Annotated in this window: 11 protein-coding genes and 1 pseudogene; 3 read left to right on the plus strand and 9 right to left on the minus strand. The window is 60.3% G+C overall.

Going from position 1 to position 12,893, the window contains the following annotated elements; genetic code table 11:
- Positions 1-7 precede the first annotated feature (7 nt).
- The 3 genes from AC1DIS_RS20440 to AC1DIS_RS20450 are packed head-to-tail and all read right to left on the minus strand — an operon-like array spanning position 8 to position 1,774.
- Complete coding sequence (locus tag AC1DIS_RS20440) at positions 8-283, minus strand: phosphopantetheine-binding protein (protein WP_018928588.1); 276 nt, start codon at positions 281-283, stop codon at positions 8-10.
- Positions 261-1,073: a lysophospholipid acyltransferase family protein gene (locus AC1DIS_RS20445; RefSeq protein WP_018928587.1), complete on the minus strand. Its 813-nt coding sequence runs from the start codon at positions 1,071-1,073 to the stop codon at positions 261-263. The genes AC1DIS_RS20440 and AC1DIS_RS20445 overlap by 23 nt, the downstream gene beginning before the upstream one ends.
- Positions 1,049-1,774: a beta-ketoacyl synthase chain length factor gene (locus AC1DIS_RS20450; RefSeq protein ID WP_064615949.1), complete on the minus strand. Its 726-nt coding sequence runs from the start codon at positions 1,772-1,774 to the stop codon at positions 1,049-1,051. The genes AC1DIS_RS20445 and AC1DIS_RS20450 overlap by 25 nt, the downstream gene beginning before the upstream one ends.
- Before the next feature lie 356 nt (positions 1,775-2,130).
- Here AC1DIS_RS20450 and AC1DIS_RS20455 point away from each other — a divergent pair, with 356 nt between their 5' ends.
- Positions 2,131-2,901: a ParA family protein gene (locus tag AC1DIS_RS20455; RefSeq protein WP_477781046.1), complete on the plus strand. Its 771-nt coding sequence runs from the start codon at positions 2,131-2,133 to the stop codon at positions 2,899-2,901.
- 7 nt (positions 2,902-2,908) lie between these two features.
- On the opposite strand, the gene trxC is transcribed toward AC1DIS_RS20455, so the two are convergent.
- Positions 2,909-3,343 (minus strand): thioredoxin TrxC, encoded by a 435-nt coding sequence (gene trxC, locus AC1DIS_RS20460; protein ID WP_077432334.1) that lies wholly within the window; start codon positions 3,341-3,343, stop codon positions 2,909-2,911.
- A gap of 194 nt (positions 3,344-3,537) precedes the next feature.
- On the opposite strand from trxC, the gene AC1DIS_RS20465 reads away from it, so the two are divergent.
- Together AC1DIS_RS20465 and AC1DIS_RS20470 are read left to right on the plus strand one after the other, a co-directional pair.
- On the plus strand, positions 3,538-3,834 hold the full coding sequence (locus AC1DIS_RS20465) for a type II toxin-antitoxin system HigB family toxin (protein WP_018928583.1): 297 nt from the start codon (positions 3,538-3,540) through the stop codon (positions 3,832-3,834).
- Entirely contained in the window at positions 3,831-4,232 is a 402-nt protein-coding gene (locus AC1DIS_RS20470; RefSeq protein ID WP_018928582.1) for a helix-turn-helix domain-containing protein, read from the plus strand. The genes AC1DIS_RS20465 and AC1DIS_RS20470 overlap by 4 nt, the downstream gene beginning before the upstream one ends.
- Positions 4,233-4,238: 6 nt before the next feature.
- Here AC1DIS_RS20470 and selO read toward each other — a convergent pair whose 3' ends face one another.
- The 5 genes and pseudogenes from selO to AC1DIS_RS20495 form a co-directional block, all read right to left on the minus strand.
- Positions 4,239-5,702, minus strand: coding sequence for a protein adenylyltransferase SelO (gene selO, locus AC1DIS_RS20475; protein ID WP_477748835.1), 1,464 nt, complete (start codon positions 5,700-5,702; stop codon positions 4,239-4,241).
- Positions 5,703-5,750: 48 nt separating this feature from the next.
- Entirely contained in the window at positions 5,751-9,101 is a 3,351-nt protein-coding gene (mscK, locus tag AC1DIS_RS20480; RefSeq protein ID WP_477781047.1) for a mechanosensitive channel MscK, read from the minus strand.
- 34 nt (positions 9,102-9,135) lie between these two features.
- Positions 9,136-10,878, minus strand: a complete 1,743-nt coding sequence (locus tag AC1DIS_RS20485; protein ID WP_477744146.1) for a potassium/proton antiporter — start codon at positions 10,876-10,878, stop codon at positions 9,136-9,138.
- 258 nt (positions 10,879-11,136) lie between these two features.
- A complete protein-coding gene (locus tag AC1DIS_RS20490; RefSeq protein ID WP_370695248.1) occupies positions 11,137-12,009 on the minus strand; it encodes a methyl-accepting chemotaxis protein in 873 nt (290 codons plus the stop codon).
- Positions 11,992-12,828 (minus strand): annotated as a pseudogene (locus tag AC1DIS_RS20495) (MCP four helix bundle domain-containing protein); the annotation flags it as partial. The gene AC1DIS_RS20490 and the pseudogene AC1DIS_RS20495, both read right to left, overlap by 18 nt.
- Positions 12,829-12,893 lie beyond the last annotated feature (65 nt).

A 12,893-nucleotide genomic window follows, 5' to 3' on the forward strand; every position in this document is an offset into this window, starting at 1 on the left:
TCCGGTCTCAAGCTGCCTGTTTTGCAGTGACGAACGCCGCAAGGCTCGCCACGTTGCTGAAGTGATTACGGGTGTCCTTGGCGTCGGCATCGATTTTGATACCGTACTTTTTCTGGATCGCCAGGCCGAGTTCCAGCGCGTCTACCGAGTCCAGGCCCAGGCCTTCGCCGAACAGCGTCTGGTTGTCGCCGATGTCGTCGACGCTGATGTCTTCGAGGCCCAGGGCTTCGATGATCAGCTCTTTGATTTCCTGCATCAGGCTAACGGTGTTCTGATCGCTCATCTTCGGCGAGCTCCTTGATAAAGTAAGAGTGCAAATAGTCGTTGAGCTTGCGCGAGGCCTGGGGGGCAGGGCCTTGCGTAGCGAAGGCCTGTGGGTCTATATCGGCCCCGACGCGAAAACTGAAGTGCACGCGGCGTTTGGGGATCCGATACCAGGGTTCGGCCTTGGTCAATGTGGTCGGGTTGACCTTGATAATCACCGGGGTGAGGATTCTCGCACCGCGCAGCGCGATTGCCGCGCCCCCCCGATGAAAGGCCGGCGGTTGGCCAGGTCGGGTCCGGGTGCCCTCGGGAAAGATGATCAGGGTCTGACCGCTTTTCAGCGCGTCGGCAGCGGCGTCGAGCATGTCCATGCTGCCATCGTTGCTGATGTATTCGGTACAGCGTAGCGGACCGCGAGTGAACGGGTTTTCCCAGAGGCTTTTCTTGACCACGCAGTTGGCGTGGCGCACCAGGCCGATCAAAAACACCACATCGATCAGCGAGGGGTGGTTGGCCACGATCATTTGGCCTGGGCGCCCGAGCTTTTCTGCCCCCTGAATGTCATAGGTCAGCACGCCACTGCGCGCCATGAACCGAATGAAAAACCAGAAACACCGGCTGACCGTATGTCGCGCGCGTTGACGATGGACCTGAGCGTCTCCTGGCAGGCAGTTCAACAGCGGGAACACCACCAGTCGCAGGCACAGGCTGCTCAACCCGAACAGGGTAAAGCTTGCGGCGGTGGCCAGCAGGCGCCAGTAGTAGGCGTCGCGGTTTTTATCGGTTACGGGTTGCGTTGCCAGGTCCATACACGATTTTTCCAGGCATGTTGGCAGGTTGTTTGCTGGCCGAGCAGCGTACGCAACAGATTCAGAGCATGGGGCCAGCGGGCTTTGGACAACGTGTGCGGGTCGCTGTTCAGCGACAGTTGCCACTGATTACCGGGGGTGATCAACAGGCCGACCGCATAAGGGAAAGGCACATCATCGATCCAGGCCGAGTAGGCGGCGGGAGGTTGCTCTTCGGTGACGATCAGCAGTACCGCGGGCGCGCCTTCCTCAAGCAGCGCCGCGGCCTCTAGCATGCCGTGTTCAAGGCCATCGCCGGCGGCGGCGAGGGCGGTCATTTCGCTGGTTTCGCCACGCATGATCGACCACAGGCCGATGACCGCGTTGTGCACCGACAGGCTGAACTGGGTGGGCGACAACGGTTGGTCGGTCGCCAGATCGCTGAGAATTTCGAAGGTGCGCGGGGTTTCGCCGTGGCGAGAAATAAAGACCAACGGTAAATCCGGATGACCTTCGGCCAAGGGCCAGCCGACACTGAACGCCATCCGCGCCAGACGGCTGAGTCGCCGACGCTGCATGGCCGGCAGAAACGACACATCCGGGGCGGCATCGCTGGGCTCGAGCACGACCGGTTGTCGGCTCCAGGCCTGCCAATCATCCACGCTTTCAAGCCCAGGGGCCCAAGCGCGCCATTGGGCGATGTTGAAGTTGATCACAGACATTCATCCCGCCCCTGCGGGCTTCCTTTAACGCGGTGAGTCGCAAGAACCGCGGCTGACCTGACGTGGCGCTTAACGCCGAGTGGCGCGCATTATCCCGGTGCTGCGGGCGTGTAGCAAATGCTGGTTACATTTTGCGCAACGAAATGTACCGTCTGGTTCGCGAAAAGCTGTCGTTTGGCCATTATCCACAATGCGGCGGACATGTCTGTCGGCACTGTCGGCTATCAATGGACGAGTTGGCAGCTGTTCCGGCCAGAGATTTGCCTATGACTGTGTAGTCTAGATGCTGGCGAGGTAGCTAAGCAGCGATGTGGACTACTACACTCGGTCATTCTTTGATACACGGAGGTTTAGACATGCGGCGCGTGGTGTTCAATCAGAAAGGTGGCGTGGGCAAATCAAGCATTGCCTGCAATCTGGCGGCGGTCAGCGCCAGCGAAGGCTATCGCACGTTATTGGTGGATCTCGATGYCCAGGCCAACTCCACTCAATACCTGACGGGGCTCACCGGTGAGGATATCCCAATGGGTATCGCCGACTTCTTCAAGCAGACCCTGTCCTCCGGGCCGTTCTCGAAGAAAGGTCAGGTCGACATCTACGAAACTCCGTTCGACAACCTTCACGTCATCACTGCCACCGCCGAGCTGGCAGACTTGCAGCCCAAGCTCGAGGCCAAACACAAGATCAACAAGCTGCGCAAATTGCTCGAGGAGCTGGACGGTGATTACGACCGGATCTACCTCGACACCCCGCCAGCGCTGAATTTCTATGCCGTCTCGGCGTTGATCGCCGCTGATCGCGTGCTGATTCCCTTTGACTGCGACAGCTTCTCGCGCCAGGCGCTGTATGGGCTGTTGGCGGAAATCGAAGAGTTGAAGGACGACCACAATGAAGGGCTGGAAGTCGAAGGCATTGTCGTCAACCAGTTCCAGGCCCGCGCCAGTCTGCCGCAGCAAATTCTCGACGAACTGATCGCCGAAGGGCTGCCGGTACTGCCGGTGTACCTGGCAAGTTCGGTGCGCATGCGCGAATCCCATCAGGCCAACACGCCGCTGATCCACCTCGACCCGCGGCACAAGCTGACCCAGCAATTCGTCGAACTGCACAACCTGCTGGAAAATGCCTGAAAGGCAATCAGATCCCCTGACTGCGCAACCAGCTCATCAACTGCGGTAACGGGAAGGCCCCGCTTTGGCGAGCCACTTCCCGGCCGTTCTTGAACAGAATCAGGCTCGGGATCGAGCGAATCCCCAGCTGCGCCGACAACTGTTGATTCGCCTCGCTGTCCAGCTTGGCCAACCGACACTTGCCCGCCAATTGCCCCGCCGCTTGCTCGAACACCGGCGCAAACGATTTGCACGGCCCGCACCAATCAGCCCACACATCCACCAGCAACGGCAGGTCACCCTTGATCTGACTGGCGTAATCGCCTTGTTTCAGTTCGAACGGCTTGCTCAGCAGGACCTCGGCCTTGCAGCGGCCGCACTTTGGATGATCGTTGAGGCGTTCGGCGGGGATGCGGTTCAGGCCGTTGCAGTGGGGGCAGGGGATGAGGAGTGGGTCGGTCATGAAGGAGGTCCTGTTAAGAAGCCGATCACTCCTATGTGGAGACGTTTGCTCATATTTTCAATCGTGCAGCGTCTGGCGATGAAACTAGGCTGAATCGTACTGAGCGAGACCGTTGGTCTGCCGAGAGCTATCGCAACTTGCGATATTTTTGATCTGTGTTTAACTCCCATAGCAGAATGCGATAAGGATGTTGCATGCATGTGTTTACTGAAAAACCAATTCGTGAGGCCAAGGAAAAGTGGCCGCGGGCAGCCAATGCATTGGAGCAGTGGTATCGACTCGCCAAAGGGAGTAGCCCGGGAGACTTCGCGGCGATGAAGTCTATTTTTCCCGCAACCGACAAAGTCGGCGAGTTTCATGTGTTCGACATCGGTGGCAACAAATTGCGGCTTATCGCTTTTGTCAGGTATCGGTCTCAAAAGCTTTATATCAAGCATGTGCTGGATCATAGCGAATATGACCGCGGTAAATGGAAGGAGGGAAGGGTATGAGTGTCCTAATCAAAAAAGCTGCTGAGCATTGGGAGTTCGTCTCGCCATTGCTTCGAAAACCGAAAAACGAAGACGACTATGACATGTTGGCGCGGGCACTCGATGAATTGCTTGAGATGACCGGCGATGATGAGTCGCATCCGTTGATGAGCTTGGTGGACATCATCGGTGACTGGATTGCGGAGTGGGATCGCAACCATCACCCCATGCGCGAAGCCTCTGGTGCAGAGGTTCTTGGCTATATGATGCGCGAACACGGCCTGAGCCAGAGCGAGCTGCCCGGTGTGGGCACGCAATCGGTAGTCTCGGAGATCTTAAGCGGCAAGCGCCAGCTCAACCTGCGGCAGGTTCGCTGGTTGGCCGAGCGCTTTGGTGTGTCCGTAGAGACCTTTATCTGACAAGCCTCACGACGAACAACTGATCTCCAGATGTTTGCCCCATTCCGGTGGCCGCTCGGCGTAGCTCTCCATTCCAGGCTGCTCCTCGAACGGATTGCTCAATACCGCGTGCAAGCGACGAACTTCTGAATAGTCGCCGCTTTCCGCCGCATCGATGGCTTTTTGCGCCAGATAATTGCGCAGGATGTACAGCGGATTGACCGCATGCATTCGTTTGCGGCGCTGCTCCTGATCAGTCACGCCTTCACGGGCAACCCGGGCGGCGTAGAGCTCGCCCCACGCATCGAAACCCTTGATGTCGACAAAGTCATCGCGCAACCGGGCGACAGCCAGCTCCGGTGCCTCATCGCCCAGGCGGCGGAAGAACAGGCTGTAATCGACGCCGCTGTTCTGCATCAGTTGCAGCAGCTGCTCCAGCAGTTTCTGGTCGTCGTCTTCGGCGGTGGTAAGGCCGAGGCGGCGGCGCATCAGGTCCAGGTAGTGGGCCTGGAACAGTGGCAGGTACAGGCCGAGGGTTTCGCGCAGGGCTTCGACGCTGATGAACGGTGTCAGGGCCTGGGCGAGGGCGCTGAGGTTCCACTGGCCAATCGGTACCTGGTTGCTGAAGGAGTAGCGGCCCTGGTCATCGGAGTGGTTGCAGATGAAGTGGGCGTCGAAGTCGTCGAGGAAGGCGAACGGGCCGAAGTCGAAGGTGATGCCGAGGATCGACATGTTGTCGGTGTTCATCACGCCGTGGCAGAACCCATAGGCCTGCCATTTGGCGATCAGTTCGGCATTACGCTCGACAATTTCGCGGAACATCGCCAGGTACGGCTCCGGCTGCTCCAGGCAGTGCGGGAAGTGCATGGCCAGCACGTGCTCACCGAGTTCTTTCTGCTGCTCGGGGCGCTTGGTGTAGTAGAAAAATTCGAAGTGCCCGAAACGCACATGGCTCGGCGACAGGCGCAGGACCATGGCCGCGCGCTCCTGTTTCTCGCGCCAGACCGGCGTGTCGGAGCCGATCACGCAGAGTGCGCGCGTGGTGGGAATGTTCAGGGCATGCAGGGCTTCGGAGGCAAGGAACTCGCGGATCGAGGAGCGCAGCACTGCCCGTCCATCGCCCATGCGTGAGTAAGGCGTCTGACCGGCACCCTTGAGGTGCAGGTCCCAATGCTCGCCGGCTTCGTTATAGACCTCGCCCAGCAACAGGCCGCGACCGTCGCCCAACTGCGGGTTATAGGAGCCGAATTGATGTCCGGAGTAGACCATCGCCCGCGGCTCGGCTTCAGCCCACAGCTTGTGGCCGCCGAACAGCTCGGCGAATACTGGTGTTTCGGCCTCGGCCGGGTCCAGGTCCAGCAGCGCCATGGCGGCGGGGCTGGCGACCACCAGTCGCGGAGCCGCAATGGGCTCAGGCAGTACGTGGGTTGAGAACGCATCGCCCAGGCGGGCGAAGCGATTGTCGAAGGTCAGTTCGTCGAGGGCTTTCAACGGCCATCTCCAGCAGAATGTCCGAGCATTCTGCTAGGGATAGCGCGCTTAGTCGAGTTCGACAGGCGGTGGCTCTTGCCGCGGTTTGCTGGTGGGTTCCGGAACAACGGTTTTGGTTTCCGGCTCAACCGGGACCATTTTGTATTCCTGGCCCTGAAGGTTCTTGAGATAGACCTCCATCTGCCGGAACGAGATGTTGATGTGCTGCTTCTTGAACTCGCGATTGATGAAGCGGTTGACCTCATCGAGCACCGGGTTACGGTCGCCGAGGTCACGCACATGCATGCGCAACTCGTGGTCGAGGGTGCTTTCGCCGAAATTCAGGAAGTACACCTGGGGTTCCGGGTCCTTCAGCACGCGCGGGTTATTGCGGGCTGCCTTGAGCAACAGTTCTTTCACCAGGTCCAGATCCGAGCCGTAGTCGACGCCGAGCTTGAGGGTCACCCGGGTGATGGTGTCGGTCAGCGACCAGTTGATCAGTTGCCCGGTGATGAACGTCTTGTTCGGGACGATGATGTCCTTGCGATCGAAGTCGGTGATGGTCGTGGCACGGATGCGGATCTTGCTCACCGTGCCCGACAGGTTGCCGATGGTGATGGTGTCGCYGATCCGCACCGGGCGTTCGAACAGGATCATGATGCCGGAGATGAAGTTGGCGAAGATTTCCTGCATCCCGAAACCGAGACCTACCGACAGCGCTGCCACCAGCCATTGCAACTTGTCCCAGCTCACGCCGAGCGTGGACAGGGTAGAGACGAAACCGACACCGGCGATCACATAGGACAGCAACGTGGTCGTGGCGTAGGAACTGCCCTGGGCCAGGTTGAGCTTGGACAGCACAAACACTTCCAGCAGACCCGGCAAGTTGCGCGCCAGCGCGAAGGTGATGCCGATGATGATCAGCGCGCCAAGCATGTCGCCGATGCTGATCGGCACCATGCTCATGTTGGCGCCGGTGCCGCTGGTGTATTCGTAGAGGGTGATGTTGTCCAGGTACGAGAACACCGAGATCAGGTCCGACCAGACCCAGTACAGCGCCGCGATGAAACCGCCGAGCAGGGCCAGGCGGATCAGTCGCAGGGACTGCTCGTTGACCTTCTCGATGTCCAGGGTCGGCTCTTCGATCACCGCTTCGCCGTCGCCGGCCTCTTTCGCGGCCTGGCGTTTGGCCAGGGCGCGCTGATAGGCCAGGCGGCGTGCCGCAACGCTGAGGCCGCGCACGAAGGTGGCTTCGATCACCAGCCAGAACATCAGCAGGTACAGGGTGTTGATCAACCGGTCGCTGAGTTTCAGCGCGGTGTAGTAGTAGCCGAAGCACACGGCGACGAACAACGCGATCGGCAGAACGGTGAACATGACTCCCACGGCCTTGCGGAACAGCGAGGCGTTTTCGTGGGTCGGGCTGCTGACCAACAGCCGGCTGAGCAGCCAGGCCATCAAGGCGTAGCAGGTCAGTACCACCGGCATGCCGAGCACGTCATCGGCCAGCGCCGCCGGTTGCAGTTCGGCGACCGCCACCACGGTCACCAGAGCCATCACCACCAGCCCGAGCCGGCGAATCCAGCCTTGAAGGAATTCGACCTGGGGCTTTTCCCAACGGAAATGCAGTTCGGCCACGCCACCCGGCGCGAGGATGCGGTAGGCGGTGTAGAACACCAGCCAGGCCTGGGCCATCTGCAACAGCGCTGCGCCCATGTTGGCGTTCTGGCCGCGGGCGTCGATCTGCAAGGCCAGGCCGCACAAGGCCAGGCCCAGGGAAACCGGCATCGCCAGCAGGATGTTGATCAGAATCGCTTGCGGGGTGTGCCACTGGCTGTCGCGTTTGAAATGGCCGATGTCCTGGTGAACTTTGTTCAGGCGGGAATAGAGATTTTTACGGCGCCACAGCAGCGCGCCGATCAGCAGGGCCAGTGGCAGGAACAGCAGCGGTCGTTGCGTCAGACCATCGGTCAATTCGCTCAGGCTCGAAGCCCACGGCAGGGTAGTGACCTGGCGTTGCAGGCGTTCCGGCACGCTGTGCATCCACTCAAGATCCAGCGGTTTGTTGCTGGGAATCCAGAACATCTGCTCGTCCAGCGTAGCCCGCAGACTTTGTGCGGTGCTGAGCAGTTGTTTCTGATTGAGTTGCAGCGTGATGGATTCGTTGAGCACCGCGCTCAGTTCGCGATTCAAGCGCTCCAACAGGTCCGCGCGGGTGTTGGCCAGGTCCAGCAGGCTCTTGCGCAGTTGCGGGGTGACTTGCTCGGGTGGTTGAGTCGCCAGCAGGTTATCGACGTAGGTGATCGGGTTGCTGAGCAGTTCCCGTTGCTGGCTGACTTCGAACTGATACAGGCGAATGTCGGCAATCTGGTCGGCCAGGTCGCGGTCGAGCCTTAGACGCGGCAGGGCCTGTTTCTGTTTGTAGAGAATCTTGGAGAGCAGCAGGCTGCCCTTGAGCACGTTGATCTGTTCGTCCAGCGCCGAGTCGCTCTGGGTCACGCTGTCCAGTTGCTGCTTGGTCTGCAGGTTCTGTTGAGTGACTTCGTTGAGGCGGTCGGTGCTTTTGAGCAGGTAGTCGGAGAGCTTCAGGTTGGCCGCGCTTTCGGTGGCCAGCAGGCTACTGCCGCCGGCCTTCTGCGCCTCGATGGACTGCTGGGTCACGGTCTCTTGTGACTGGGCCAGGCGTTTCTGGTTGATCAGGGTTTGCAGGTCCTGGATCTCCTGATCCAGGCGATCGGACTTTTCTGACAGCAAGTCGTGCTGGCTGTTGCCCAGGTCCTGCAACAGGCTGTTGCCGGCCAGTTCCTGGCGACGCAACGGGATCAAGGCGTTCAGTGCCGCGAGTTCGGCGTTGAGCTGATCGCGTTGCTCGGCGGTCAGGGTCTTGCCGCTGTCCTTGCCAAGTTTGAGGATGTTGTTGATCTGCTGGATGCGCGTCTGGCTGGCAGAGATCTCAGCCTGGGCGCGCTCGGGGCGGGTCTGGGCGGTAATGATCAGGCTGTTCGCTTCGGCCAGGGCTTTCTGCAGGTCGCTTTGTTGAGTGGAGCGTTCGGTCAGCAGTTGCTCAAGCTGCTGGATCGTCTCTTTGGTATAGCGTTGCCCCACCGGCACCACTTTGGTGGCCTTGAGGCGGGTCAGCTCGCGCTGGTTCTCGATGTTCTGCCTGGGAGCGTTGGTCAACTGCTGCTTGAGATCGATCAGTTTCTGGTCGTAATCACGCCGGTTGTTGAGCTGGGTGAGCGTGCTCTGCAGGACCGCTTGCAGGGCTTTTTGATCGGCCTCCGGCAGTTTGCGGTCGGCGATCTTGTCCAGGCTCGCTTGCACGGCTTCGCTGGACGGCGGCTCGGCGGCTTGCAGCGTGTTGATGGAAAGACTCAAGCCCAGCAGGGCCATGATGAAAAAGGTACGCAGAGTTGACATAGAGACCGATCGAAAACGAGACGAAGTGTGGAGTTTAGAGGAACAGGCCGGGGCCGGGGCGACTTCCTTCGGGGAATCTGACGCCCACTTTCCCAATCTTGTTCCCTTCCATGACCGCGACGGTCCAGAGGGTGTTGTTCCACTCCACCTGGTCACCGACGACTGGAGCGCCGCCCACTTTCTGGGCAATGAAGTGGCCCAGGGACATGTTCGGATCGATGCCCTCGACTTTCAATCCGTACAGGGCCGCAACCGCGCCCAGCTGGGCGTCTCCTTCGAGTACGAAGTCGCCGAAGAAGCGCAAATCCAGCCCCCGTTGCGGTGCCTGGCTGAAGAGTTTTCCGAGGGCCGGAAGGTTGTGTTCATGGCCGATCACGCAGAGCAAATCATCGACTTCGAGCACCGTACTACCCGACGGATGGAGCAGTTGCTGGCCACGAAACAGGGCTGCGATACGTGTGCCTTCGGGCATTTTCAGCTCGCGAAGGGGTGAGCCGATGCACCATTTCTCGGCACCGAGGCGATACACGAACAGTTCCCACTCGCTGGTGACATGCACTTCCAGCGCCGATCGGGAGATCGGCAGGGGCTCTGGCGGGACGGTCACTTTCAAAAGTTTGGCGACCCACGGCAGGCTTGTGCCCTGCACCAACAGCGACACCAGCACGATAAAGAACGCCAGATTGAAATACAGTTGAGCATTGGGCAGTCCCGCCATCAGCGGGAACACCGCCAGAATGATCGGTACGGCGCCGCGCAGGCCAACCCAGGAAATGAATGCCTTCTCGCGTCCATGGAACGCCTTGAAAGGCAGCAGGCCAGCCAGCACCGACAGCGGACGGGCAAACAGAATCATCCACAGCGCCAGGCCCAGCGCCGGCAAAGCGATCGGCAGCAGGTCATGGGGCGTGACCAGCAGCCCCAGCACCAGGAACATGCCGATCTGGGCCAGCCAGGCCATGCCGTCGAGCATATGCAAAATACCGTGACGGCTGCGTACCGGGCGGTTGCCGATCACCAGGCCGCACAGGTACACCGCCAAAAAGCCGCTGCCGTGCAGGGCGTTGGTCAGGGCGAACACCACCAGGCCGCCGGCAATTACCAGAATTGGATAAAGGCCGGTGGCCAGGTGGATGCGGTTGACCAGTTGCAACATCAGCCAGCCACCGCCGAGGCCGATGACGCCGCCAATACCGAACTCACGCAGCAAATGCCCGAGCAGGCTCCAGTGCAGGCCGGTCTGGCCGCTGGCGAGCATGTCGATCAGGGTGACGGTGAGAAATACTGCCATCGGGTCGTTGCTGCCGGATTCGATCTCCAGGCTCGCGGTCACCCGTTCGTTCAGGCCTTTGCCGCCGAGCAGCGAGAACACGGCCGCGGCATCGGTGGAGCCGACGATGGCGCCGATCAGCAGGCCTTGAATCAGGTTCAGGTCGAACAACCACGCCGCCGCCATCCCGGTCAGCCCGGTGGTGATCAACACCCCGACTGTGGCCAGCGACAGCGCCGGCCATAACGCCACGCGAAAACTCGCCACCCGGGTGCGCAAGCCGCCGTCGAGCAGGATCACTGCCAGGGCGAGGTTACCGACCAGATAAGCCGTGGGGTAGTTATCGAAAATAATGCCGGCGCCGTCGACACCGGCCGACATGCCCACCGCGAGGATGATCACCAGAATCGGGATCCCGAGGCGCGATGAAAGTGAGCTCACCAGAATGCTCACACCTACCAGCAACGCGCCGATCAAGAACAGGCTGTTGATGGTCGTCGCATTCAAGGGCAGTACTCCGGAAGCGTAAAGGCGGGCGCAAACTGACCATGCAGTCCGCGTGCCAGCGATTCTAACCTGTTGAAATGTGATGCTGTCAAAAAGCTTTTGACGGCGATCATCCCCTGTGGCGAGGGGGCTTGCCCCCGTTGGTTCGCGCAGCGACCCCAAAGCCGGCGCTGCGGTGCGCCAGGTTCAACGCGTGGGTCAATTGCGACTGCTTCGCAGCCGAACGGGGGCAAGCCCCCTCGCCACAGAGGGGAGCCGTTACAGGCTAAACCGCCCAACCATGTTGTTCAGGTCCAGCGCCAGGCGCGACAGTTCGTTGCTGGCCGCACTCGTCTGGTTGGCACCGGTGGCCGATTGCACCGACAGGTCACGAATGTTCACCAGATTGCGGTCCACTTCACGGGCCACTTGCGCCTGCTCTTCGGCCGCGCTGGCGATCACCAGGTTGCGCTCGTTGATTTCGACGATGGCGCTGTTGATGGTGTCCAGCGACAGGCCGGCACCGCGCGCGATGTTCAAGGTCGACTCGGCGCGCTCGGTGCTGTTGCGCATCGAGTCCACGGCGTGTTCGGTGCCGCTCTGGATGCTGCCGATCATGCGTTCGATTTCGCTGGTCGACTGCTGGGTGCGGTGGGCCAGGGCACGTACTTCGTCGGCAACCACCGCAAAACCACGACCGGCTTCACCGGCACGGGCCGCTTCGATGGCGGCGTTCAACGCCAGCAGGTTGGTCTGGTCGGCCAGGCCGCGAATCACGTCCAGCACTTTGCCGATGTCTCGCGACTCGTTGGCCAGATCGCCGATCAGGGTGGCGGTGCTCTGCACATCGGCGCTCATGCGTTCGATGGCGCTGACGGTCTCCTGTACCAGGTCACGACCGTCGCCCGCCGAAGTGGTGGCGTTTTTCGAGGCTTCGGAAGTGCTCACGGCATTGCGCGCGACTTCTTCCACGGCGCTGGTCATTTCGTTGACGGCGGTGGCGGCCTGTTCGATTTCGTTGTTCTGCTGGGTCAGGCCGCGGGCGCTTTCGTCGGTGACACTGTTGAGCTCTTCCGCGGCGGATGCCAGTTGCGTGGCTGAACCGGAAATCCGTTGCAGGGTGTCGCGCAGTTTGTCCTGCATCTTCTCCATGGCGGCCAATAGACGACCGGCTTCGTCTGCACCGTCAACCGTGATCGGGCGCGTCAGGTTGCCTTCGGCGATTTCTTCGGCGGCGCTCAGGGCATTGGCGATCGGCTTGGTGATGCTGTTGGTCAGCAGCCAGGCGAACAGCAGAGTCAGGCCAGTGGCGATGACCAACAGGGTCACCACCAGGTTGAACGCCGAGGAGTACTGGTCGGCGGCTTGCTGGTTGGTGTCGATGGTCTGCTGGGTGTTGATCTCCAGCAAGCGATTGAGCACGGTGTTCATGGCTTCAGAGTTGTTCAGCAAATCGGTGTTGACCAGCGTGCGCTGTTCGTCGACTTGATTGTTGCGCGACAGACTTTTCATCCGGTCTTCGATCTGGCGGTACTGCCCCAGCAACTGCACATACTGATCATAGGCTGCACGCTCCTGCGGGCTGGCGATCAGTTTTTCGTAGCCGACCTGAGCCGCTCGGATCTGCTGGTTTCGGGTTTCCAGCAGCTCGATGGTTTTCTGCTGGACGTCCGGCTCACGATTCACGAGCAGACGATAGGCCAGCACACGCAGGCGCAGGGTCAGCTGGGTGAATTCGTCGAGGCTTTTAATGCTCGGTACGCTGTTTGAGGTGATCTCCTCGGCGGCGCCGCGAATCTTGCTCATCTGGTTCAGGGCGAACACACCCAGGATCAGCATCATGGCGCCAATCAGGGTGAAACCGAGGAACGCCCGCGGTGCGATATTCATATTTCTTAGGGACATGGTGTTCACCGAAAAAAGCGCCTCCGTGCGAGGCTGAGACTGTTGTATGGATGACTTATCGGTCATACGACTAAAGTCTTGAGTCGCTGCGCGTATTTGTCGCAGAAGGGCCGCGACGACGAAGTGCAGGA

The organism is Pseudomonas sp. 05N433, from assembly GCF_056396925.1.